The organism is uncultured Microbacterium sp. (assembly GCF_963521645.1).
In the GTDB taxonomy this organism is placed as follows: Bacteria; Actinomycetota; Actinomycetes; order Actinomycetales; family Microbacteriaceae; genus Microbacterium.
On the sequence record NZ_CAUQVQ010000005.1, the window covers coordinates 15,396 to 39,884 of the forward strand.

At 68.5% G+C, this 24,489-nt stretch carries 20 protein-coding genes; 6 read left to right on the top strand and 14 right to left on the bottom strand.

All coding sequences use genetic code 11. From position 1 onward, the window contains the following. Window positions 1-8 precede the first annotated feature (8 nt). On the top strand, window positions 9-839 hold the full coding sequence (locus RWO82_RS02555) for an RDD family protein (protein WP_314422883.1): 831 nt from the start codon (window positions 9-11) through the stop codon (window positions 837-839). Here RWO82_RS02555 and RWO82_RS02560 read toward each other — a convergent pair. Beyond that, complete coding sequence (locus tag RWO82_RS02560) at window positions 814-1,020, bottom strand: DUF3499 family protein (protein WP_314422886.1); 207 nt, start codon at window positions 1,018-1,020, stop codon at window positions 814-816. The genes RWO82_RS02555 and RWO82_RS02560 overlap by 26 nt on opposite strands. Window positions 1,021-1,182: 162 nt before the next feature. Here RWO82_RS02560 and RWO82_RS02565 point away from each other — a divergent pair, with 162 nt between their 5' ends. Next, complete coding sequence (locus RWO82_RS02565; RefSeq protein ID WP_314423028.1) at window positions 1,183-1,524, top strand: metallopeptidase family protein; 342 nt, start codon at window positions 1,183-1,185, stop codon at window positions 1,522-1,524. A gap of 33 nt (window positions 1,525-1,557) precedes the next feature. Here the strand turns inward: RWO82_RS02565 and RWO82_RS02570 are convergent, their stop codons facing one another. From RWO82_RS02570 to manA, 4 genes are all read right to left on the bottom strand, one after another. Then, on the bottom strand, window positions 1,558-2,940 hold the full coding sequence (locus RWO82_RS02570) for a DUF5719 family protein (protein WP_314422888.1): 1,383 nt from the start codon (window positions 2,938-2,940) through the stop codon (window positions 1,558-1,560). Continuing rightward, a complete protein-coding gene (locus RWO82_RS02575; protein WP_314422891.1) occupies window positions 2,937-5,945 on the bottom strand; it encodes a glycosyltransferase in 3,009 nt (1,002 codons plus the stop codon). The genes RWO82_RS02570 and RWO82_RS02575 overlap by 4 nt, the downstream gene beginning before the upstream one ends. Window positions 5,946-6,024: 79 nt before the next feature. Next, window positions 6,025-6,342: a WhiB family transcriptional regulator gene (locus RWO82_RS02580; RefSeq protein ID WP_201469374.1), complete on the bottom strand. Its 318-nt coding sequence runs from the start codon at window positions 6,340-6,342 to the stop codon at window positions 6,025-6,027. A gap of 149 nt (window positions 6,343-6,491) precedes the next feature. Continuing rightward, window positions 6,492-7,625 (bottom strand): mannose-6-phosphate isomerase, class I, encoded by a 1,134-nt coding sequence (manA, locus tag RWO82_RS02585; protein ID WP_314422895.1) that lies wholly within the window; start codon window positions 7,623-7,625, stop codon window positions 6,492-6,494. Between the two features lie 85 nt (window positions 7,626-7,710). On the opposite strand from manA, the gene RWO82_RS02590 reads away from it, so the two are divergent. From RWO82_RS02590 to RWO82_RS02605, 4 genes are all read left to right on the top strand, one after another. Beyond that, window positions 7,711-9,126 carry an O-antigen ligase family protein gene (locus RWO82_RS02590; RefSeq protein WP_314422898.1) on the top strand — a complete coding sequence of 472 codons (1,416 nt, stop codon included), beginning with the start codon at window positions 7,711-7,713 and terminating at the stop codon, window positions 9,124-9,126. After that, the gene (locus tag RWO82_RS02595; RefSeq protein ID WP_314422901.1) at window positions 9,123-10,421 is read left to right on the top strand and encodes an O-antigen ligase family protein; all 1,299 of its coding nucleotides are present in this window, start codon (window positions 9,123-9,125) and stop codon (window positions 10,419-10,421) included. Before RWO82_RS02590 ends, RWO82_RS02595 begins: the two co-directional genes overlap by 4 nt. A 101-nt stretch (window positions 10,422-10,522) precedes the next feature. Further along, window positions 10,523-11,479, top strand: a complete 957-nt coding sequence (locus RWO82_RS02600) for a glycosyltransferase family 2 protein (protein WP_314422903.1) — start codon at window positions 10,523-10,525, stop codon at window positions 11,477-11,479. Window positions 11,480-11,484: 5 nt separating this feature from the next. After that, entirely contained in the window at window positions 11,485-12,123 is a 639-nt protein-coding gene (locus RWO82_RS02605) for a hypothetical protein (RefSeq protein WP_314422905.1), read from the top strand. A gap of 18 nt (window positions 12,124-12,141) precedes the next feature. On the opposite strand, the gene RWO82_RS02610 is transcribed toward RWO82_RS02605, so the two are convergent. From RWO82_RS02610 to rfbA, 9 genes are all read right to left on the bottom strand, one after another. Beyond that, window positions 12,142-12,876, bottom strand: coding sequence for an ABC transporter ATP-binding protein (locus RWO82_RS02610; protein ID WP_314422908.1), 735 nt, complete (start codon window positions 12,874-12,876; stop codon window positions 12,142-12,144). Further along, the gene (locus tag RWO82_RS02615; protein ID WP_314422911.1) at window positions 12,876-13,667 is read right to left on the bottom strand and encodes an ABC transporter permease; all 792 of its coding nucleotides are present in this window, start codon (window positions 13,665-13,667) and stop codon (window positions 12,876-12,878) included. The genes RWO82_RS02610 and RWO82_RS02615 overlap by 1 nt, the downstream gene beginning before the upstream one ends. A 44-nt stretch (window positions 13,668-13,711) precedes the next feature. Further along, a complete protein-coding gene (locus RWO82_RS02620; RefSeq protein ID WP_314422914.1) occupies window positions 13,712-15,616 on the bottom strand; it encodes a glycosyltransferase in 1,905 nt (634 codons plus the stop codon). An 11-nt stretch (window positions 15,617-15,627) separates the two neighbouring features. Continuing rightward, window positions 15,628-16,764 (bottom strand): UDP-galactopyranose mutase, encoded by a 1,137-nt coding sequence (gene glf / locus RWO82_RS02625; RefSeq protein WP_314422917.1) that lies wholly within the window; start codon window positions 16,762-16,764, stop codon window positions 15,628-15,630. Between the two features lie 89 nt (window positions 16,765-16,853). Then, complete coding sequence (locus tag RWO82_RS02630; protein WP_314422921.1) at window positions 16,854-18,893, bottom strand: acyltransferase family protein; 2,040 nt, start codon at window positions 18,891-18,893, stop codon at window positions 16,854-16,856. Window positions 18,894-19,012: 119 nt separating this feature from the next. Next, complete coding sequence (locus tag RWO82_RS02635) at window positions 19,013-21,139, bottom strand: acyltransferase family protein (protein ID WP_314422924.1); 2,127 nt, start codon at window positions 21,137-21,139, stop codon at window positions 19,013-19,015. Beyond that, entirely contained in the window at window positions 21,136-22,551 is a 1,416-nt protein-coding gene (locus tag RWO82_RS02640) for a bifunctional dTDP-4-dehydrorhamnose 3,5-epimerase family protein/NAD(P)-dependent oxidoreductase (RefSeq protein ID WP_314422927.1), read from the bottom strand. Before RWO82_RS02640 ends, RWO82_RS02635 begins: the two co-directional genes overlap by 4 nt. A gap of 6 nt (window positions 22,552-22,557) precedes the next feature. Then, window positions 22,558-23,556: a dTDP-glucose 4,6-dehydratase gene (gene rfbB, locus RWO82_RS02645; RefSeq protein WP_314422929.1), complete on the bottom strand. Its 999-nt coding sequence runs from the start codon at window positions 23,554-23,556 to the stop codon at window positions 22,558-22,560. Continuing rightward, window positions 23,553-24,425, bottom strand: a complete 873-nt coding sequence (gene rfbA, locus RWO82_RS02650) for a glucose-1-phosphate thymidylyltransferase RfbA (protein WP_314422931.1) — start codon at window positions 24,423-24,425, stop codon at window positions 23,553-23,555. Before rfbA ends, rfbB begins: the two co-directional genes overlap by 4 nt. Between the last annotated feature and the right edge of the window lie 64 nt (window positions 24,426-24,489).

The following is a 24,489-nucleotide window of genomic DNA, read 5'->3' on the forward strand; positions in this document are numbered from 1 at the left end:
CTGTACTCATGTCTGCGCCGCTCGATACGTCCGACGAGGTGCTGTCCGGTGAAGCCGTCGCCATCGATGTGCAGCCGATCGGCTTCGTGCTCCGGGCCGCGGGAGCGATCATCGATCTGCTCGTCGGACTCGGGGTGTTCCTTCTCACTCTCTTCCTGCGCGTCTGGCTGGCGGACATCGGGGTGTTGGACGAGACGACGGATCGGATCGCGCTGGTCGTGTCGATCGTGGTCAGCTTCGTGGTCCTGCCGATCACGATGGAGGTGGCGCTCAAGGGCCGCAGCCTCGGCAAGCTCGCGGTCGGCGGACGCATCGTGCGGCTCGACGGCGGTGCCACCGGCTTCCGCCACGCCTTCATCCGAGCGCTGCTCGGCGTTCTCGAGATCTACATGACCCTGGGCAGCGTGGCGGTGCTCGCGGGAGCGTTCACCGCGCGATCGCAACGGCTGGGCGACATGGTCGCAGGCACGTACAGTCAGCGAGTGCGCACGCCGCGACTCGCTCCGAGCGTGCCGGTGATGCCGCCGATGCTCGCGGGGTGGGCCGAGATCGCTGATGTGGCACGGCTTCCCGACCGACTCGCCCGCCGGATCTCGCAGTTCCTGCAGAGCGCGCCGCGGATGGTGCCCGCGGCGCGCGACCGGGTCGCACGCGCCCTGTGGGAAGAATCGGCAGCCTTCGTGGCCCCCATTCCCGCGGCCCCGCCGGAGCAGATCCTCGTCGGCATCACGGTGCTGCGTCGGGAGCGGGAGAGGCGCGCGCTGGATCTCGCGGATCGGCGTGCCGAGAAGCTGACAGGTCGCCGCATCGGAGTCACGCCCGAAGGGCCTCGTGCCTGATCACCATCCAGCCCGCCGGGACTGAGAGACGATCCGAGTGCGGGGCGCAGAGATCGTGCGCGTTCGGATGGTTCGCGCTGCCGAGCGGGCCGAGGGCCGCCATCTGATCGCCGTAGTCGTACGTGAGCGTCGCCACCGCCTCGCGGGCGCAGCCCACCTTCGAGCAGAGTCTTCCATCCATCCACGCAAGGCTACGGCCACGACCGCGTCGATTCCGCACGCCGCGCCGACCCGTCTCGGGGACAGCGCCTAGACTTTCGCTATGCCTCGCCGCTCCCCCGCCCCCGCACCTCGTCGGGGCGCGCGCCACGGGCGCCATGGGCGCATCGGGCGCAGCGAAGTCGTGCGACCGCCGCTCGCCCCGCTGGACGGCCGCATCGATCGATTCGACCTCACCGTGGGCACCGCTGTCGAGTTCCTGCGCGGGACCTGGCCCGAACTGCAGGACGTGCGGTTCGAGATCGGGGCGATGCCCGCGTTCGACACCGCGGACGAAGTGCCGCGCTGGTATCTGGACCGCGAGCGCCGCAGGATCGTCCTCTTCCGCCTGCCCATCGAGCGGCTGCTCCCACCCGGACACGACGACGGAGCGCACCGTCGGATGGCGATCGAGAGCGCCGTGTTCCGAGCCGCTGCGGAGTACGTCGGTCGCGAGCCGTGGGAAGGCGGCGGGCACGACCACTGAACCGGCTCCGCCGGACGACCGCCGCCCGCGGAGTCAGGGGTAGACGGTGATGCTCTGCTGGGCCCCTGCGGCCGGCCACACGGGCCACGCCGCGAGCGCACCGGGGGCGGTCATGGCGACCTGCGCGTGCACCGGTCCCGACGGGGTCAGCGTGTACACGGCCTGCGTGTCGAGGTCGACCGCGACCGAGGAACCGGCGGGAACCACCGACTGCACCGGGTTGCCGCCATCGGTCGGCTCGAGCTGGACGGTCGTGTCGGTGTCCTCGTCGTTCACGAGGATCACCGAGGCAGCAGGCCCGGCCGGCACCGCGACCAGCACCGCATCGTCGAACTCGGGTGCCGGCGTCACCCAGGAGAAGTCTGACTGCGGCCCGCCGCCGTCCTGCACGCGAACGCCTGCCAGCAGCGGCTCATCCGAATCCACCTCGACGCTGTACACGCCAGGATCGAGGTCGGACAGGGACAACTCGAGCGGCTGCTCGGCGGTCAGCGCGACCGTGAACTCGCTGGCCGCGGCTGTGCCTCCCACCGCGCGCACCGTCACGGTCGCCTGCGCGTCCGCCTCGGGCGAGAGCATCCGGAGAACGGCCATCCTCGAGCTGTCGCCATCGCTCTCGAAGACCTCGACCCCGGGAATCACGGGTCGCTGCTGAGGCGCTGCGACAGCATCCTGCAGATCGACGCCGACGGGATCGAGGACACGCGTCTGCGAGGACTGCAGCACCGCACGCACGGGCGACCCTGTCGCGGTGACGCGCACGACGGGAAGGTCGGAGCCGGACGCGAGCGATGTCAGAGGCAGCGCGAGCTGGGACTCCGCCGGCACAATCACCGAGGCCGTTCCCCGCACGGAGCCGAACGCGACCAGTGACACGGTGGAGGGGACCGCGCCGGGGTTGGTCAGCACGATCAGATCCTCGGCACCTGTCTCGACGGTCCCGCCCACCAGCCACGACTCGGTCGCCGCTGGCCGGCACGGAGCTGCGGCAAATCCGGAGAGGTCGGCTTCGGCGAGGCTCACCGACTCGGTCGCACCGACGAGCGGGGCGATGCGTCCCTCGACCTCGCCCGTCAGCTTCTGCACTCCGCCGCTGCCCTGAAGGTCGTCGACGCTCAACAGGGACGACTTCGGCGCTCCCGTGGAACCGTCCACCGTGAGCTGCGGAGATGCCGCGGGCTCCATCTGCAGGGAATCGGTGACATTCCTGCCAATCGCGCGGAAGTCGCCGTTGCACACCAGCACGGTGTCTCCCGGCAGCGGAGCGATGTCCGCCCGCGCTGCCTGATGAGTGACCGTCGGCCACGGCGCGGGGATGGCCGCCACGACGCCCACGACGCAGGCCGCCGCCACGACGGCCCCGGTGAGCAGACGCGCGCTCGTCGCGACGACTCGGAACGTGCGGGTCTCAGTCATCGGCTCTCCTCCTCGCTGTCGCTCTCCGTCCGGGCCGAGGCGGAGACCGGAACTCCCGTGGCCTCGTCCTGGACATCGGGGTCGTCGCGCCTCTGCTGCTGCTCGGGCGGTGAATCGGGCGCGATCTGCGGCGAGGCGACCGCGGTGGCCCCCGTGTGATCGTCGTCGCGTTCGTCGATGTGTCGCGGCAGCACGAGCGGCTCGTCCGGAGCCCGCCCGACGATCCGCGACCGCGACCGCGATGCCCGACGCGATGCCCTGGTCGGCAATGACAGCAGCAGCGCAGCGAACACGAGCACCAGCTGCACCGTCACGACGAGCCGCGCGGTGGCCTGCTCCCCCGCGGACAGCGTCGCGCGGTCCGCCGGCTCCGCTTCGAGCCGGTACAGCACTCCCCTGTCGGTCGAGCCCGCCTGAACGAACCCGGCCCGCTGATCCAGCGCGGTGACGGAGGCGGTGTGCAGCGTGCGCGCACGATCCGACTCGTCGCCCGAGAGCTGCGCCAGGAGCACATACCCCACACCGAGCTCACCCAGAGCGTCCGCCGCGTCGAAGTCACGAGCGGAGAGCAGGTCGACTGCGAGGGTCGTGATGTCGGTGCCGTGAATCTCTGTGGCGGTGGAGAGGATGGTCGCCTGTGCGCTGAGCGTCTCGCTCGCACCCCACGCGACCTCTGCGGAGAGTCCGCCGTCGTTCTGCGGCGTCAGGACGAGCGTTCCGATCGGACGGTCGTCGACGGCCTGCGCCGCGATATACGCGGGCAGCGAGGATTCGGGGCCCTCTGTCAGGACCGTGCGATCGAGGTGGAACGCGGCGAGAGCGGGAACAGCGCATGCCGCCACCGCCAGACCGGCGATCGCCGCACTGACGAGTCGGGCCCGAGGCATGGTCAGGGCGGTGTCGAGAGTGACCAGCGCCGCTCCCGTCAGACCGATCCAGGCGAGGCTCAGCCCCGCGCCGGGCCAGATCGCCACGCCCGCGCCCTGAGCGAAGGACACGGTCACTCCGACCGCGAGGAACGCTGTCGCGAGGCCGCTCACCGTGACGATGAGGAGCGTGACACCTGCCTTCCATCGCGGAGCCACAGCGGCGAGCAGCGCGAGGATCGCGAGCGGGGCGAGCAGCACACCCGCCCACGGTGCGACAGCAGGGCCGACGACGGCGTCCCACCCGGCGAAGTCGCTCGCGGGGAAGCCGGAGGCGAGCGCGAGTCGACCGGCGGCGTCGGCGGCGGCCTGCGGGCCGGCCCAGATGAGTCCGGGATCGGCGAGAACCGCGATGAGGCTGCCCCGCGAGATCTGCCAGACGACGAGCGGCGCGAAGAGGACGACCGCGGGCACCGGCACCCACAGCAGTCGGACCGCTCCTCGGAAGCGTGCGCCACCGAGCGTGATGCCGAGCGCGACGATCCACAGCAGGAGCAGTGCGGGTGCGAGGGAGGGCGAGCACGCGGTCACTGCGGCGAAGAGCAGGGATGCGGTGCCCGCGGCACCCCAGGACCGGTGGGCGACCACAGCGGCATGGAACAACCAGGGCAGCAGCAGGTGCACGAGCACACCGGCGGGACGACCGTCCACGAGCGCGGTCAGGAACGTCGGCGCGAGCGCCCACACGATCCCGGCGAAGATGCGCAGGCCCGCTCGATCGGTCACCCGCGTGGCCGCGAACCACGCGCCCAGAACCGCGAGCGGAAGAGCGAGGATCCAGAGCAGGACGAGCGCGAACGACGGGCCCGCGGGCCACAGCGATCCGAGCACGGCGAGCACGGCCGAGAATGGGTCGGCCGGGCCGACGACGCCCACGCCGAGCCCACGGAGCCCCCACGCGGCGTCGCTCCACAGCCCGGCGACCGTGGTGCGCAGCGGCAGGAGTCCCCCGCCTCCGATCACCGGCCACGCCAGCAGGCTCGTGAACGCCGCCACGCTCACGACGAGCGCCCCCAGCACGACCCAGGCGCCGCCGCCCGAGAAGAAGTGCAGTTCGCCGGCCGCGCCGCGCTCGCTTCCGTGGCCGTCGTCCAGTCGACGGCGCAGGTCGTGGTGGCCCACGCGCAGCGGCGCGATGCTCGACCAGCTCGACGAGCGGAACGATGCGATGGCGCTGCGCGACCGCGCGATCGCTCCCACTCGGAGCATCACCGTGACGGCAGCCGCCCATTCGGGCACGACCGCTTCCGGACGTTTGCCGACGAGATCCGTGATCGATCGCCACAGGGCCAGCGGAAGCAGAGCGATCCAGTGAAGGGGCAGCGCGACCGCGGGGGCATAGGCGAGGCGACGGTGCAGCTGCGCCACGCGGGTGACGTACGCGCGGCGGCCACGGCCGGCCGGGAGCGCGGCCGGACCGTCCGGCGACACCGAGACACGCGCGGACGGGACCAGGACGACGCGACCGCCGCCGAGGCGCGCGCGCACGCCGAGGTCGAGGCCTTCGTCGGCGCCGGCGAGCGCCGCGTCGGGTTGCAGGTGGTCGCGGACTTCACCGCGGATCAGGAGTCCGCGCACGTCGGCCGCGAGGGCATCGTCACTGCCGTCGTGCTGACCCTGATCGAGCTCACCGGCCGCGAGCTCGACCGAGCGTCCCAGAGTCGTCATGCTCACCCCGAGGGACACGATCTCGCGATCGTCGTCGGTGTGGACGAGCTTGGGCGCGACGATCGCGGCCGAGGGCGAACGCTCGAGCGTCCCGACGAGACGCTCGAGGGCTCGCCGGTGCGGCGCGGTGTCATGGGCGAGCAGCCACACCGCGCTCCCCTGCGCCACCCGAGGAGCGGCGAGTCTCACGGCATCCGCGAACGACGTGGCGCCCCGGGCTTCGATGATGCCCTCGACGGCCGCTGCGACCGCTTCGCTGTCTCTCGCGGTCGTCGCATCACCGCACATCACCAGGGTGATGGCGGACGGGGGCGTGCTCTGGGTGCGCAGAGCATCCAGAGTGCGCAAGAGCTGCGCGCGAGCGGAAGAACCGGGGCGCGCCACGACGATGGCATGAACTCGGGCTGGCATGACCTGGTCAGCCTATGCGGGGTGTGACGGACGCCGGAGCAGTGGACCCGGCGTGGCCCCGAAGCGGTGCGATCGCCCGTCAGCTCGCGCGGCGCTTGAGCTTGCGACGCTCGCGCTCGGAGAGGCCGCCCCAGATCCCGAACCGCTCGTCGTTGTTGAGCGCGTACTCCAGGCACTCGCCCCGCACGTCGCACGATGTGCAGATGCGCTTGGCGTCTCGGGTCGACCCGCCCTTCTCGGGGAAGAAGGCCTCGGGATCCGTCTGCGAGCACAGAGCGTCGGTCTGCCAGGCGAGAGCGTTGTCATCATCCGACTCCGGCTTCCGGACTCCCGGAACTCCGAGGTTGATCGGATCGACGAACCAGTTCTCTGGCACTTCGGAACGGTAACCCGTCATCTCGATCTCCAACCCCTTGTTCCGCCCCCTCGGCGGGCCGTGCATGACTAATTACACCCGTGTCATTCGCTCCGGTCAAGTCGCGGATCGTAAACCCTCAATCCGATCTTGAAGGTTCTTGACCGCATCACGGCGTGTCGCGCGGTCTCTCAGGCGCCGCGCGGCACACCGGGAGCCGCGACGAAGACCTCGCCGATCCCTGTCAGGATGATCTCGTCCTCGTCGTCGCTCGCGAACACGGCAGCCCCGACCGCGATGGCGATCGCCTCGTCCGCACCGCCGCGCACGCTCACCCGGCCCTCCGTCGCGAGGATCATCGTGGGTCCGGTCACGGGGATCGCGACATCCGCGCCGGTGAGGACGACACGACGCAGCGAGAAGTCGTCGATGGGCACCTCGTAGTCGATGACCGGCCCCGCCTGCTCGGGGCGCAGCACCGGAACCTCACCGGGGGTCGCGTCGACGATCGACAGCAGTTCGTCCACATCGATGCGCTTCGGGGTGAGACCGCCGCGGAGCACGTTGTCGCTCGCGGCCATGATCTCGACGCCGAGCCCTGCGATGTACGCGTGGAGGAGGCCCGCCCGGAGGAAGATGCCCTCTCCTCGGCGCAGCACCACGTGGTTCATCAGCAGAGCGACCACGACTCCGGGATCCCCTGGGTAGACGTCTGCGATCGCGGAGACGGCACCGAGCGTCGTCTGCCACTCCCGGGCACCCTCCGCCGCGCTCACCGCGCAGATGATGTCGTCGACCGCAGGCTGAGCGTCGCCGGAGAGGAGCCATCCGAGCGTGTCGCGCAGCGCGTCGTCACCGCTGCCCAGCCGCTCGGAGAGAGCCGTGACCCCCGGGTTGACGTCCAGAGATCCGAGCAGCCGCAGAGTGTCCCGGACCGGCCGGAGCCCGCTCAAGGACTCGAAGCGGTCGCTCAGCGCCACGATGAGCTCCGGCTTGTGGTTGTCATCGCGATAGTTGCGCGCAGGGTCGTCCGCGGCGAGTCCCGCCTCACGCGCCCAGCCCGCACGCGCCTGCTCGATCGTCGGGTGGACCTGGATCGACAGCGGAGAGGCCGCTGCGAGGAGCTTGAGCAGATACGGAAGCGTTCCGCCGGTCACCGCGTCGAGTGTGCTGCCGCCCCGCACGTCGGCGGGGTCGCCGGGATGATCCCCGAACCACACCTCGGCCTCCGGAGCCGCGGCAGGCGCGCGACCTTCGAGCTCGGCGAGGAGGGTCTGCGACCCCCAGGCGTAGTCACGGGGCACATTCGAGAGGCTGAGGAGCATGCCTCCAGCGTATTGGCACACGACGCCGCGCTGGGATCGCCCGCGGTCAGGCGTACCGGCCGCGGCGCGCGGTAGCCTGAACGCGATGGCGCAGTACACGAAGCACCCTGTCTCAGCCCCTCCTCGCGCTCCCGAACGCGAGTCGACGGGGCATCTGCTGCTGCGCGGCTACATCATCCTGGTGCTGGTCACGACGTTCGCGCACTCGGCGGTGTACAACCTGGTCGGCGAGATCGGCGCTGTCGTCACGCTCGCCGTCTTCCTGCTCGCCACTCTGGCCATCGGCATCCCGATGGTCTCGCGCGGTCGACCGCAGCGATTCGCCTGGCGCCGACTCCCCTGGGCTGCGATCGCCTACACGGTGCTCGCCCTCGTGTCCGTCGCCTGGTCGCAGTGGCGGGGCGCGACCGTGCTCACCTGGACGCTCCTCGCGGCAGTCACCCTCACCGCCCTGTTCATCGCGCACGTTCTCACCTGGCACGAGATCGTGAGGGCGCTCGCATCGGCATTCAAATGGATCCTCGGCCTGTCGCTCGCGCTCGAACTGTGGGTCGCACTGGTCGTCCACGGACCGATCCTGCCGAACTTCTTCGAGCGCCCCGACGGCGACATCGATCCGCACTGGTACTGGGTCAGGGGAAACCTGTTCGACGGCGACCGCATCCAGGGCATCGTCGGCAATTCGAATCTGCTCGCGATCATCAGCCTGTTCGCGCTGATCACGTTCGGAGTGCTCTTCGCCTCTCGCGTGCGCTGGCGCACGACTCTGGCGCTGTGGTCGCTCCTCGCCGCCTTCTTCTTCATCCGGGCGGGATCGGCGACCGCTTTCGCGTGCGCGGCAGCCGCCCTCGTGGTTCTCGTCGTCGCCCTGCTCATGCGGCGCACGACCACTCCGGGTGCGCGGACCCGGCTCTACGTGATCTCGATCGGAGGCGCCGCGGTCATCGGCGCCGCTGCATGGTTCCTGCAGGAGCCGCTGCTTCGCATGCTCGGCCGCAGCGCCGATCTCACCGGACGCTCCGACAAGATCTGGGAGAAGGTGCTCGAGCGCGCCGCCGAGCACCCGCTCTTCGGCAACGGGTTCTCGAGCCCCTGGGTGCCCTTCGACCCCGCTTTCGCCGGATGGATCGAGGATCACGGCATCACCGTCTTCCATGCGCACAACATGTGGCTGGACGTGCTCATGCAGCTCGGAGCGGCCGGCGTCGCGCTCATGGCGATCGCCTATCTGAGCCTGCTGTGGCGGTCATGGTTCTTCGCCGTCGACCGTCCGCGATGGGACCTGCAGGCGGACAGGACATACTCTCCCCTGACTCTGCTGCCCAGCCTGTTCACCGTGGTGCTGCTGGTGCAGGGGTTCTCCGAGTCGACGCCGATCATGCTGTGGGGGTGGATGCTCCTCATCCTGCTGTCGTTCAAGATCAAGGCGGTGCCGCTCGTCGGCGTCGGTGAGCGCGAACGGGTGATCGAGCACGGCGAGAGAGCGCGGCGGGTTCCGTGACGCCGGGACGACGTCTCGGGCGGCTACTCGGCTCTGCGGAGTTCGCGCGCGCCTTCACCATCGCCGTCCTGGCAGCGGTCTTCGGGTCGTACCTCATCGAGCGGATGACATCGCGCGTCACGCTCGCGACGATCATCGGCGGTCTCTGCCTGCTCGGCCTCGGCATCCTGTGGGTGCGCCGCGCAGAGCTGTCGGCCCTGCGGATCGCCCCCTCCTCCCTGCTCGCGTTCCTCGCATGGGCGCTCGTGAGCCTCGTATGGACGACGGACAAGAGCGACTCCTTCCTCGGCTGGCTCGAGCTCCTGTGCTTCGCACTGCTCGCGATCACCGTCGGCCATATCCGTGACACGCTGCAGACCGTGCGTGCACTCGGCGACACGCTGCGCGCTCTGCTCGCGCTCTCCCTCGCACTGGAGATCCTCTCGGGGGTGCTGCTCGACATCCCCTTCGTCTTCCTCGGCATCCAAGGGGATCTGGCTGTCGGCGGTCCCATCCAGGGGATCTTCGGCAGTCGCAACATGCTCGGCTTCGTCACGGTCATCGCACTCATCACGTTCTTCGTCGAGTGGCGGTCGCAGTCTCTGAGCGCGCGTGTCGCCGTCCCCTCCATGGGTCTCGCCCTGCTGCTCGCGTTCCTGTCGGCCTCGCCGACCGTGCTCGTGCTCGCAGCCGCCGTCGGCACCGGCGCCGTCGCGCTCATGATCGTGCGGCATGCTCCCCCGGAGCGTCGATCGGTGGTGCAGTGGGTTCTCGGAGTCCTGGTCACGCTCGCGCTGTCCGCGGCATTCCTGCTCAGGCACTCGATCATCGCGCTGATGAACGCGGGCTCCGACTTCTCGATACGCGCGACGCTCTGGAACAAGATCCTCGACTTCGTCGCGCTGAAGCCGATCGAGGGATGGGGGTGGTTCGGGTCGTGGGCGCGGGGCGAGTACCCCTTCACGTTCATCAACTTCCAGCTGGGCGACCGGCACCAGAGCGCCCTGAACGCCTACTTCGACGTGCTGCTGCAACTCGGCACCGCAGGACTGGTGCTGTTCCTCCTCCTGGGCGGAATCGCCCTCGTGCGCTCCTGGCTCGTCGCCAGCGTGCGACGTTCCGTGGTGTACGCCTGGACGCCCCTGATGCTGGTGACCCTGGCCGTCGAGTCGATGTTCGAGAGCTTCACGATCGTGGGCGCGGGATGGTTCATGCTCGTGCTGTGCGCGCTTCGAGCGGGACAGGCACGGTCCTGGCGCGAGAACATCGATGCGGCGAACACCGGCGCGATCCCCACGCTGCGCTCGGAGCACTGAACCCGCCCCTCGCGCCCTCGGAGGATTCCGAACTGCGCCAGGTAGGCTGGTGCTATCTCGCGGCGACCCGCGGGGCCCACAGCTTCCGGAGATCCCACCTCGTGACACACGTCCCCTTCGACCCGGCGTCCGCGACGATCGTCATCGTCACCTACAACCGTTCGCATCTCCTGACCGGACTCCTCGAGAGCATCGCGGCCATGGATCCCGCGCCGGGACACGTCGTGATCATCGACAACGCCTCGTCAGACGACACCACCGAGGTCGTCGAGTCGTTCCGTCCGCGACTGGCCACTGAACTCGTCTACCGCCGCCTCGAGACGAACACTGGCGGTTCGGGTGGATTCAGCGAGGGCATGCGCACCGCCTACGAGCTCGGATCCGAATGGATCTGGATGATGGACGACGACGTCGAGGTCGTGCCCGACGGGCTCGCGAAGATGGGCAAGTGGGCTCCGCGCTTCAAGAGCATCCAGGGACGCCGCTACGACTACGACGGCAGCGAGTTCTACTGGCAGTACCGCATCGCGGAGCGCATGGGCATCCCCATCCCGTTCGCCCCATCCGGGTTCGACGCCTCGGGATACAAGGAGATGAACAGCGGATGCTTCGAGGGGATGTTCATCCACCGATCGATCGTGCGGCAGATCGGTCTCCCCGACCCTCGCTTCTTCATCTACTGGGATGACCAGATGTACGGCTGGCTCGCGTCGCGCAGGACGACCGCCGTCATCGTCGACGAGTTCGTGCTCCGTCGCACGCGCGAGATCAAGCAGTGGGACATGGGCATCCGCCACATGAACGCCTCCAGCAACGCGTACCGCTTCTACATCATGCGCAACCGTGCGTACATCAAGAACTACTATCGCGTGCACCATGTGTACAACCCGGTCCTGTTCGGCCTCGGCACCGCGATGACCTTCGCCAAGGAGCTCATCCGCCTCGTGTTCGTCGAGCGGACCGTGCGAGGTACGAGCAACCTGTTCCGCGGGCTGAAGGAAGGCGGTCGGATCAGTCGCGACCGCACCTGGCAGCCGATGGCGCCTTTGGAGGGCTGAGACGCATGACTGACGAGCAGCAGCCGGAACTGCGCTGGGCACCACTGCCCCCGAAGCCGAGCAACCGTGGCCGGATCTGGCTGATCGTCGGTCTGGTCGTGGCCGCGCTCATGGTCGCCGGGGTACTGCTGCTGTTCCTCCTGCCGCGCGGCGAGTCCCCCGATCCGTCGGCGAGCGGCACACCGTCACCCACGGCCTCATCCACCCGGACCCCGACTCCGACGGACACTCCGAGCTCGACGCCGTCTCCCACACCGTCCGACACCGCGTCGGCGACACCTGCGCCTGAGCCGACCCAGACGCCGATCACGACTCCCCCGCCGCCGCCGGACCCGAGCATCGGGGTCTTCCGCGACACGGTGCAGGGCTGGCTGGACGACGCGCTGACAGGTCTGGACATCGTGAGCGAGAGCAGCGGGCAGGAAGCCGTCGATGTCGTCGACACGCTGCAGAACGATGCACAGCGGCTCTCGGAGTCGGCACCCCCGGCCTCGATCGAGTCCGACTGGCACGCGGCGGTGGCGGACTACGCCCAGGCGCTCAGCGATCTCAGGGCGGCAGTCGCATCCGGTGGCGACTCGTCGGGCGCAGCGTCGTCCGCCCAGTCCGCCGTCGGCACCGTGCGGAGCCTCGTCGGGCTCTGAGCACGGCGAAGCGCTCGCTCAGGAGTTGTAGTCGTCGTTGTAGCGATCGAGCACGTCGGCGATCGGTGCATCCAGCACGAGCGACCCCTTGTCGAGGTACAGGCCACGGGTGCAGAAACGGCGCAGGTCGCGTTCGTTGTGACTGACGAAGAAGAGCGTGCGGCCTTCGGCGAGCAGTTCGTCGATGCGCTTGTAGCACTTGTCACGGAAGGCCTTGTCGCCCACCGCCAGCACCTCGTCGACCAGCAGGATCGGCTCGTCGAGCTGTGACACCACCGAGAACGCGAGGCGCACCTTCATGCCGTTCGAGAGGTGCTTGTAGGGCGTGTCCTCGAATCCGGCGAGCTCGGCGAACGCGATGATCCCGTCGTAGCGTCGCGCGATCTCCGCTCGGCCCATCCCGTGCAGGCCCGCCGTCAGGCGCACGTTCTCGCGCACCGTCAGGTCACCCACGAATCCTCCCGTGATCTCGATCAGCGGGGCGACTCCCCCGTTGACCGAAACTGTGCCCTCGTCGGCGAGGAGCACTCCGGCGACGAGGCGCAACAGCGTGGACTTGCCCTGGCCGTTGCGTCCGACCACTCCGATCGACTCGCCCTGCTGCACCGAGAAGCTCACGTCTCTCAGCGCCCAGAACTCCCCCGGACGCGACCGTCGCGATGCTCCCGCGAAGAGGTCCTTGAAGCTGCGACGCCCCCGGCGATTGCGGCGGAAGCGGACGCCGAGTCCTGACGCCTCGATTGCAGCCGGCATCACAGCTCCTTCAGTACGGGGCGCTCGAGGGCGCGGAAGGTCCACATGCCGAGCGCCAGGATCAGGACGCACATGATGGCGCTGATCAGCACGGGCACGGGATCCCACAGATCCGGGAAGAACCCGACGCGGTACAGCGTGAAGATGCCGGCCAGCGGATTTAACGCGCCGATCGTGTGGAACGGCGCCGGGAGGTCGCGGAAGCTGTAGATGACCGGGGATGCGTAGAACAGCGCGCGCAGCACCAGCGCCGTCGTGCGCTCCAGGTCGGTGTAGAGCACGCACAGCGGCGCGACCAGGAGTCCCAGACCCACGAGGAGGACCACCTGCATCACCATCGCGACCGGGAACCACAGCAGCCCCCAGTTCACGGTGGCTCCGCTGAACACCGCGAACAGCACGAGCACGGGCAAGGAGAACAGGAACTCGATCCCCTTGCTGAGGACGATGCGGTTGACCCAGATCGACCGCGGGATCGAGGTGGACTTCACCAGACGCGAGTCCTTGCGGAACGCGCGTGTGAAGTCGCCCACCGAGGAGTTGAACCACACCCACGGCAGCAGCGCGACGATGAGGAACACGATGTACGGATCCTCGCCGACGCTGCGCTGGAACACCTGCGTGAACACGAACCAGTAGATCGCGCTCATCACCAGCGGGTCGAGTACCGACCACAGGTAGCCCAGGAGGCTCGTCGCGTAGCGCACCTTCAGGTCGCGCGCCGACAGCAACCACAGCGAGTGCGCATACCGCCGGGGCGTGCCGGGCTCCCCGACCGTCGAACCGCTCATGTGACTCCTGTTTTCAGACCGCGCGTCCCGCCCGCGGACGGGATTCAGCCCTGCTGGACGCTCTCGAAGGTCTTCCGCCACTGCTCGGGCGACGTGACCTTCGGCGTGCCGACCGCGTAATCGGTCGAGAGCTTCTTCCACCGGCGCGCGAGCCCGAGGTTCAGGCGGATGCTGCGCCAGAGGAAGCGGTGCATCAGTGCACGATCGCGCTGATACCACGCCACACCGAGACCATCGGGAGACGTCACGAGCGCGGAGTCGATGTCGGCGAACCGCCACCAGTTGATGTCCTGTGCCGGGATGATGCGCTCCGGGTTGCGACGGCTGCCCGGCGACTGCTTGATGACGAGCTGTCGCACGCCCACCCGCGCCGCCAGGACGAGCGCGGCGATCGGGTTGGTCGGCTTGCGGACGCCACCGAGGATCGCGACGGACGAGCGTCGGATCGGGGGCAGTGCCGAGAGGTCCTCGACCACCTTGGAATCGATGTACGCGGTGCGCATCTCGCGGATCTCCGTCTGCTTGCCGGGAAGCATGTCCGGAAGGGCCCCGGGCCCGCGCATGACATCGCGCAGCGCCTCGTGCCGCAGACGCACGGCCGAGTACTGCAGCATGAAGAGGAGCTTGATGTCGCCCAGGAACGAGTGCAGCGGAAGGATCCCGCCGTTGGGCACGTGGGAGTGGAGGAGCCCCGTGATCACGCGGTTGCGGTGGATGAAGTACTCCTCCCACGTGCGCGTGGGGTCCTTGTCGTGCCAGGCCATGTGCCAGACCGCGACGCCGGGAAGACAGACGGTCGGGTAGCCGTGCTCGCGCGCGCGGAGCGAGTACTCGATGTCGTCGAACTTCAGGAACACCGGCAGCGAGAGACCGATCTCGCGCAGGATCGCGGTGGGGATGAGGCACATCCACCACCCGTTGAAGTCCGCACCCAGGTAGCGGTGCAGCTCGGGCGTCTCGCGCAGCGGCTCCTCGGCGAAATCGTGATCGTACTCGCTCGCGCCCGACGGACGCATCCACGACTTCCGCTGGTCCCACACCTCGCCCTGCGTGTACAGCACCGAGCGGTCGTCGAGGTGGAGCATCCCGCCGCCGACGATCGTCGGCGTCACCGCGAAGTCGCCGAAGCGGACGGCGCGGACGATGGCCTCGGGCTCCGAGATCGCATCGTCGTCGAGGAGCAGGACGTACCGGCTCTCCTCCGACGAGAGGGATTCCAGCATGGCGCGGGAGAAGCCGCCGGATCCGCCGAGGTTCGGCTGGCGGAGGATCTCGAGCTTGTCGCCGAGCTGTGCTGCGGCCTCGGCGAAGCCGGGCTGGTCGGAGACGAGATCGGTGCCCTGATCGACGACGATGACACGGTCGAGGACCTCGTGGACGTGCTCGTTCTGACCGACGGCGATGATCTGGTTCAGGCAGTACGACGGACGGTTGAAGGTCGTGATGCCGACGGTGGTCTTCCCCGGGGTCCACCCGTCCGGGACGGCCACCTGCCACTCGGCGCTGACCAGCGTCGCATCGGAGTTGCCCGCGGCGATGTCGAACCAGTACGAGCCGCCGTCGATGAACGACGTGATCGGCAGGTCGAAGGCCACGGTCTCGTCGGAGAAGGACTTCGAGGCCAGGGCCGAGGCGCGGCCGCGCGCACTCGACTTGTAGACCGAGATCAGCCCCTTCCCCTCGACCGTGGCGACGAGGCGCACCGAGCGGACCTTCGTCCCGTGCTGCCAGTAGCTGGCCGGGAAGGCGTTGAAGTACGTGCTCAGCGAGACACGTCGGTGAGCGTAGACCTTGATGCTGCGGCGTCCGACGATCTCGTACGCCTCGCCGGGCTGCGAGCCGTCGCCGGAGCCGGTGTCGACGTACAGCGCCGAGACCTCGGCGACGCCCTCGGTCGGGAAGACGGTGTGATTGACGGCGACGAAGCCCGTGCTGGTGTTCTCTGTCATTTCGCTTCCCGTCAGGCCAGGTCGTTGTTCCACATCGACAGCGCCGAGCCGATGGCCATGTGCATGTCGAGGTACTGGTAGGTGCCGAGGCGTCCACCGAAGTGCACGTCCTGCTCGCCCTTGGTCAACTCGCGGTACGCGAGCAGCCCGGACCGGTCGGTCGGCGTGTTGACGGGGTAGTACGGCTCGTCGTCGCGCGTCGCGAAGCGAGAGTACTCGCGCATGATGACCGTCTTGTCCTTCGGATAGCGGTCTTCGCGCTCCGGGTGGAAATGACGGAACTCGTGGATGCGCGTGTACGGCACGTCGGCGTCGGCGTAGTTCATGACGGGCGTGCCCTGGAAGTCGCCGGTGAGCAGCACCTCCTCTTCGAAGTCGAGCGTGCGCCACGACAGCTCGCCCTCGGCGTAGTCGAAGTAGCGGTCGACCGGGCCCGTGTAGACGACGGGCACCTGACCGACCGTCGACTTCTTGTTGAGCGGCTGCGACTCGTCGAAGAAGTCCACATCGAGCTTGACCTCGATGTTCTCGTGATCGGCCATCCGCTCGATCCACGCGGTGTAGCCGTCGGTGGGCAGCCCCTCCCACCGATCGTTGAAGTAACGGTTGTCGTACGTGTAGCGCACCGGGAGGCGGCTGATGATCTCGGCGGGCAGGTCCTTGGGGTCGGTCTGCCACTGCTTCGCGGTGTAGTCGCGGATGAACGCCTCGTAGAGGGGGCGACCGATGAGGCCGATCCCGCGCTCCTCGAGATTCTGGGCGTCCTTCGGGTCGAATTCACCGGCCAGCTCGGTGATGAGGGCACGCGCCTCGTCGGGCGAGTGCGCCGCGTTGAAGAACTGGTTGATCGTGCCGAGGTTGATGGGGAGCGGGAACACGACGCCGTTGTGGTTCGTGTACACGCGGTGCACGTAGTCGGTGAACGTCGTGAAGCGGTTGACGTACTCCCAGACGGTGGGGTTCGAGGTGTGGAAGAGGTGAGCGCCGTAGCGGTGCACCTCGATCCCGGTCTCCGGCTCGTTCTCGCTGTAGGCGTTGCCTCCGATGTGGTGACGACGGTCGATCACCGTCACCTTGCGGCCTGCGGCAGCTGCGCGTTCAGCGATGGTGAGGCCGAAGAAGCCCGACCCGACGACGAGGAGATCCATTGATGCAACTTTCCTGATGCTGACCGACAAGACATTCGGCGCACCGGCAGAGGCACGCGCCTCCACATTTTAGCTGGCGAGACTTGCGATCATGCTGAGGGCAGGGCCACCTGTGCGGATTCGGCGAGAATTCGATCGAGGAAGGGGGCGAGCGTACGTGCGTAGGTGCGGGAGAGATGGTTGTCGTCGATGTACACCGCGATGTTGCCGATCGTGGCCCGACACATGTCCCACGGGCAGAGCCACGGGGTGAAGTCGACGACCGTGACCACGTCCGAGAACGCGTCGGCGGGGTTCTCCGCCGCGAGGACTTCTTCTCGGGGCACATCGCACGCGCTCGTGGCATCGGTCGCGCACTCGTACATGTCGAACGAGAACCGGGGGTTGTCCCGCACCCCTATCACGGGTATCTCGGCATCGCGGAGGGCGTCGACGGCTTCGTCGATGCCGTCGAGCAGACGCTCGGGCTCATCGGCGTCTGCACGTGTCATGACGATGTACACCGCATCAGGGCGGATCTCGGCGGCGTAGTCGAGCGAGGCACGCACCCACGGTTCGCAGGACGCCTGCGACACATTGCGCGACTCCTCGAACAGGCCCACCGTGCATCCGCCTCGCAGCAGGGTGAGCACGGCGAGGTCGCGCTCCTCCGAGAGCGCGATCAGCGGGGCGGAGAGCTGTTGCGCGTGCGAGTCACCGATCACGAGCACCCGCGCAGCGGCCTCATCCGCATCGACGCTCTGATTGCAGGAGTCCTTCAGGACCTCCGCGGACGGTTCGAAGCGCCCTTCGCACGCAGGCCCGACGGCAGCCCACTCCGCGCTCAGCTCGGTCGCCAGCGGGATCATCGGCGCGTCGGTGCCCGCGATGTCGAACGCCGACTCGACCTGAGTCGCCCCGGGATAGTCGGAGTCCTCCGCCGTGGCCGAGAACTCGGCGGCGCGCTGCTGCTCGGTCCATCGCCATCCGCCCGTCGCGCCCGCGACGAGCACGACCGACGCCGCCACCACGGCGACGCCACGCAGGGCCGTCGCCCGATCGTTGCGCGAGGGACCACGCAGCGGGCGTTCGACAGCTCGGGACAGCAGCCGCGCGCACAGGAGCGACAGCGCGATGATGAGCAGCCCTTCCCCCATGCCGACGCGGTCGGTGTCGGTGGCGATCATCCACATGACCAGGATCGGCCAGTGCACGAGGTACAGCGCATACGCGTCACCCGACAGCGAGGACAGCGGCTTCGAGGCGAGGAGTGCCTCGGGCCCACCACGTGTCGGCGCGGCTCCCGCGACGATGACGGCGGCCGTGCACAGCACGGGCCAGAGCGCGAGGTATCCGGGGAATCCGCCCCGCACGTCGAGCACTATTCCGCAGAGGACGATACCCGCGAGACCCGCCCAGCCGAGTACGGCGCGCAGCACGGCAGGGAGCCTGACGATCGGCAGCACGAGAGCGAGGAGCGAGCCGGCCGCGAACTCCCACAGTCGGGTGCGGGTGTCGAAGTACGCGAACGCCTGCGCGTCGCGGGTCTCCACGATCGAGAACGCGAGGGACCAGACGAAGATGACGAGGAAGACCGCGATCAGGGCCGGGCGGACCAGATGGCGTCGATCGCGCAGGAGAAGCGCGACGATCCCGATCAGCACGGGCCACAGCAGGAACACCTGGCCCTGGATCGACAGCGACCAGAAGTGCTGCAGCGGACTGGTCGCCGCGCTGTCCCGGGCGTAGTAGTCGACCTCCGAGAACGCCAGCTGCCAGTTCTGCACGTAGAAGAGGCTCGCCAGGGTCTCCGTCCAGATCCTCGGCCACTGCGTCGGGGGCATCAGCGCAGCGGCCGCACCGAGCACTGCGAGCAGCGTCACCGCAGCGGCGGGAACCAGCCGACGGAAGCGGCGGGTCCAGAACGAGCCCAGCGCCAGCGGAGTGCCCTCGATCGCACGACGGGCGAGCGATCCGGTCAGCAGGAACGCCGAGATCATCAGGAAGACGTCGACGCCTCCCGACACTCGCCCGAGCCAGACGTGATACACGACGACGAGCACGATCGCGAGCGTGCGCAGGCCGTCTATGTCGCCGCGATATCTCTGCGACACCGTCGACGGCGGGGCAGCCGTTCCTGTCGTGGGCACTCCGAACACCTCGTTCAGACGTCGTCGGGCAAGGGGCCTCCCCCGTTCGGGCGAAGGGAGACTCCCTACCGACACTAGCTCAGGATCTCGGAATACCGGCTGGTCGCGGGGTCACGCGGTCACGGGGCGGCGGACGCGTTCAGCGCGTGGTGGATGACCTCGCGCAGCGGATCGCTGAGGGTCTCAGCATACGAACCGCTCAGATGATCGGCGTCATAGTAGACCGGCACGCCGCCGACGGCCGCGAAGCACTCTCGCGCATCACACAGGAGCGACGTGAGGTCAGCACGCCACACACCCGGCATTGACGTCGATGCGGCGAGCGCGACAGGATCCGGTGGCATCGCCTCCTGCCTCGGGACGGCGCACTCCCCCGGCTCGGAAGCGTTGAGCACGAGGCAGTCGAGGTCGCGGACGTCTCCGTTCGACGGCGTGTCAGCGATCGCCACCACCGAGGCACCCGCGTCGGTCCAGCGCGCCCATGTGCGCCGCAGCCCGTCGACGAACTGCTCGTCGTGCTCGCGGCCGCTGCCGTCGTCGACGAGCTGCTGTCGGGCCGCCATCGACGTCACGATGAGATCCGGGCTGTCGGCCACCAACTGCTCGGTGAGTGCCGCTGCCCAGTCACGGCAGCGCGTGTAGTCCACGGGACCCCACGCGGCGTCGAAGCCGATGAAGGCCACGTCGGCGGGCGGGCACCCGGGGAAGGAACTGATCGTGAGCCGCCAGCCCTGATCACGCGCGATCGGGAACAGTGCGGCCTGCCACTGTTCGGCGTGGGAGTCGCCCACCAACCACACGCGGGGTCCGCGTCCATCCTCCGAGAAGTCGCACTCGCGGGTCGTCTCGCGGCCGTCGAACACGAGTCGGGAGCTGAGGTCGCCGCACTCGGGCGCGAGTTCGAAATACGCGTCCGACCTCGTCACCACCGGATCGGACACGGCGACCGACGGATCGCATGTCGTGGTGTCGGCGAGCGCAGCTGCTCCGTGGCAGACCCCGCCCTGAGGCCCTGAGTCCTCGGCGACGGCTTCCCGAGCCGACGCTGCCAGCAGCAGCGTCGTCGCGACCAGCGCCACGACGGCCATCATCGCCGCCCCACCGAGATACGCCCGGCGGACCGGACGCCACCACGGGGCGCGCTGCGCCGGGCTCTCGATCCATCTCCGGCTCGCCCATGCGAGCAGAAGGGCGACCGCGAGGATGCTGAGACGAGACCACCACGACAGCGGCGCGCCGATCACGAACGGCGTCAGCACGATGAGGGGCCAGTGCCACAGATACAGCGAATACGACACGTCTCCGAGCCACTGCACGGGACGAGAGTCCGTGACGGAGGACACGAGGAGCAGTGGAGCGCGGCGCCCCGTGCCGGCGATGATCACGGCAGCGGTCGCGAGAACCGGGAGGAGCGCCGCAACACCGGGATACGGAGTCTGCGGGCCGAACGCGAAGGCGGCCACCCCGATCCCGGCGAAGCCGATCAGGGCGAGGGCCGATGCCACCAGTGCATTGAGCCGGCCGAACACGGAGAGGGGGATCAACGCGATCGCCGCTCCCGCCGCGAACTGCCAGCCTCGCGTGAAGGTCACGAAGTACGCCTGCGCGGGTGAGGCGGCCGTGTAGATCACCGCGGTCGCGAAAGAGAGCACGGCGACCGTCGCGACCATACCCAGCACGAAACGCCTGCGACCGCCGAGCACTCCTCGTGCGGCGGCGACCGCGGCCGCACCGACGACCAGGAGCGGCCACACGAGGTAGAACTGCTCTTCGACCGACAACGACCAGTAGTGCTGCAGAGCGCTGGCGGCCGCGTTGTGCGCCGAGTAGTTCACCGAGAGCGACGCGAGCGTCCAGTTCTCGACATAGAACACGCTCGCCAGTGCCTGCAGCGCGTTGTCCGTCCAGCGCGTGAACGGGAGCAGCGCCCACACGCCGATCAGCGTCACGAGGATCACGAACAGCGCGGCAGGCAGGAGCCGCCGGATCCGCCGTGCATAGAACGCCGACAGGCGCACTCGGCCGGTCCGGTCGAGCTCCGACAGCAGGTGCCCTGTGATCAGGAAACCGGAGATGACGAAGAAGACGTCGACGCCCACATAACCGCCGGTGATCCGCTCGGGCCACAGGTGGTTGAGCACCACGAGGCCGATGGCGACGGCGCGGAGAGCCTGGATGTCGGTGCGGAACCCGCCGGTGCGCGCCGACGCCCGAGAGATCGAGACCGCCGGAGCGGGCGCGGTCACGTCGTCAGATACTCCTCGAGCTGCTCGCTCGCATCGCGTGGCTCGAAACCGGTCGACTCCAGCTTCGAGAGATCCAGCAGGCTGTTGAGAGGACGGGGGGCGACGGGACCCGCCGCACTCGCGAAGTAGTCCTCCGTGCTCACGCCCGTGACCCGCGAGCGATCGGCCCCGGTGATCGCGAAGATGTCGCTCGCGATCTCCTTCCACGTGCGCGCATCGCCTCCGCCGCTGACGTTGTACGTGCCATAGGCCGCACGGGTCGACAGCAGGTGCACGATCGCTCGTGCGATCTCGGATGCGAACGTGAGGCGTCCGCGCTGATCGTCGACGACCTTCGGATCGATGCCGCGCTCGGCGAGCGACGCCATGGTCCGGACGAAGTTCTTCCCCTCGCCGATCACCCAGGAGGTGCGCAGGATGTAGTGGCGGGGGGCGGTGCTCACGGAGAGGTCGCCCGCGGCCTTCGTCTGCCCGTACACGCCCAACGGGCACAGAGCGTCGTCCTCGCGGTACGGACGCTCGGCAGTGCCGTCGAACACGTAGTCGCTCGAGACGTGGACGAGGGTGACCCCGAACTCTGCGGCGATCGCCGCCAGTCGCGCAGGCCCTGCGGCGTTCGCGATCCATGCGTCTCGACGCCCGTCCGCGGTCTCCGCAAGGTCGACGGCCGTGTAGGCGCCCGCGTTGATGATCGCCTCGTAATCCCGCCAGCGTCGGGCCGCACGCACGTCGGGGTCTCCGAGGTCGAACTCGGCGCGGGTCGCCCACTCCACGTGTGCGGCGTCGCCGAGCTCGTCGCGCAGAGCACGCCCGAGCTGGCCCCCCGCACCCACGACCAGGATCTTCTTCGCGGCGATCGGCGACACCTCCGCCAGACGAGGGTGCGCGAGGTCCTTCGCGGAGATCTCCACGTCCGCCAGCGGGATCGGCCAGTCGATGGCGGCGGTCTCGTCGGCGAGGTTGAGGAACGAGTACGACGCGTCCGGCGACCAGTGGTCGTTGACGAGGTACGTGTACGCCGTGTCCGGTTCGAGCGTCTGATACGAGTTGCCGACACCACGAGGCACGAAGATCGCCTTCGAGGGGTCGATCTCCGCGGTGTAGACGGCCCCGAACGTCGGCCCTTCGCGCAGGTCCACCCACGCGCCGAAGATGCGCCCCGTCGCGACCGAGACCCACTTGTCCCACGGCTCCGCATGGATGCCGCGCGTCGTGCCGACCGCGTCGTTGAACGAGATGTTGTTCTGCACCGGTCCGAAGTCGGGCAGGCCGAGCGCGGTCATCTTCTCGCGCTGCCAGTTCTCCTTGAACCAGCCGCGGGAATCGCCGTGCACGGGGAGATCGAACACCACGAGGCCGGGGATGCCGGTCTCGGTGGCGCCGAGCTGCTTGCCGAAGTCGATGTCGCCCACGGTCTGCTACTGCCCCTTCGACGCGTAGAACGCCTCGGTGGAGTCCTTCGACGGCGCCCACCACGACTCGTTGTCCCTGTACCACTGGATGGTGGCAGCGAGACCCGACTCGAAGTCCTCGAACTGCGGCGTCCAGCCGAGCTCCGTGCGGAGCTTCGTCGAGTCGATCGCGTAGCGCAAGTCGTGGCCGGCCCGGTCGGTGACGTGATCGTACGCGTCGCGCGGCTGACCCATGCCCTCGAGGATGAGCTCGACGACGTCCTTGTTGTTGCGCTCGCCGTCGGCGCCGATCAGGTACGTCTCGCCGATGCGCCCCTTCTCGAGGATCGTCAGGACCGCCGAGGAGTGATCGTTGGCGTGGATCCAGTCGCGGACGTTCTCGCCCGCGCCGTACAGCTTGGGGCGGATGCCGCGGATCACGTTGGTGATCTGACGCGGGATGAACTTCTCCACGTGCTGGTACGGGCCGTAGTTGTTCGAGCAGTTCGAGATCGTCGCCTTGACGCCGAAAGACCGCACCCAGGCGCGCACGAGCAGGTCACTGCCGGCCTTCGTCGACGAATACGGCGAGGACGGGTTGTACGGCGTCTGCTCGGTGAAACGCTCGGGGTCGTCGAGCTCGAGATCTCCGTACACCTCGTCGGTGGAGATGTGGTGGAAACGACGGTCGTGGCGACGCGCAGCCTCGAGCAGCGTGTACGTGCCGATGATGTTGGTGTCGAGGAAGGGGCGCGGGCTGTGCAGCGAGTTGTCGTTGTGCGACTCGGCTGCGTAGTGCACCACGGCATCCGCCTCGCCTGTCAGCCGATCCACGAGTTCGGCGTCGGTGATGTCGCCGTGCACGAACTGCACGCGGTCGTCGGGAAGGCCCGCGAGCGAGTCCCGATTGCCGGCGTAGGTCAGCGCGTCGAGAACGGTCACGTCGTAATCGGTGTTGTCGACGACATAGTGCACGAAGTTCGATCCGATGAATCCGGCACCTCCCGTCACGAGCAGGCGGGTCATGCGTTCCCTCTCTTGAGCAGTTCCAGCAGGTAGGCGCCGTAGCCGCTCTTCACGAGCTTCTCAGCCCGCTCGCGCAGCTCGTCGTCCGTCAGGAAGCCCTGGCGCCACGCGACCTCTTCGGGCACGCCGATCTTGAGAGACGTGCGCCGCTCCATCGTGCGCACGTACTCGGCGGCATCCGTCATCTGGTCGAACGTGCCGGTGTCGAGCCAGGCGGTGCCGCGAGGCAGCACCTCGACCTGCAGCTTGCCTCGATCGAGGTAGGCGCGGTTGACATCGGTGATCTCGTACTCGCCACGCGCCGAGGGTGCGAGGTTGCGAGCGATCTCGACGACGTCGTTGTCGTAGAAGTACAGACCCGGCACCGCGTAGTTGCTCTTGGGCTCAGCGGGCTTCTCCTCGAGCGACACCGCGGTGCCGTCGGCGTCGAACTCCACCACGCCGTACGCCTCGGGCTCGGCGACCCAGTAGGCGAAGATGGCTCCGCCGTCGATGTCGCCGAAGCGCTGCAGCTTGTTGCCCAGGCCGGGTCCATAGAGCAGGTTGTCGCCGAGCACCAGCGCCACACTGTCGTCGCCGATGAAGTCGGCTCCGATCGTGAAGGCCTGCGCAAGACCGTCCGGAGACGGCTGCTGGGCGAAGGTCAGATTGATCCCGAACTGGGAGCCGTCTCCGAGCAGTCGCTCGAAGTGCGCGGCATCGTGCGGGGTCGTGATCACCAGGATGTCCCGGATGCCCGCCAGCATCAGCGTGGACAGCGGGTAGTAGACCATGGGCTTGTCGTAGACGGGAATCAGCTGCTTCGACACACCCAGAGTGATGGGATGAAGTCGAGTTCCGGAGCCGCCCGCGAGAATGATGCCTTTCACCCCAACATCGTGCCACATCCCGGCTGCGAGGTTCGGCCACGGCGATTCACGACTTGCTTCACAC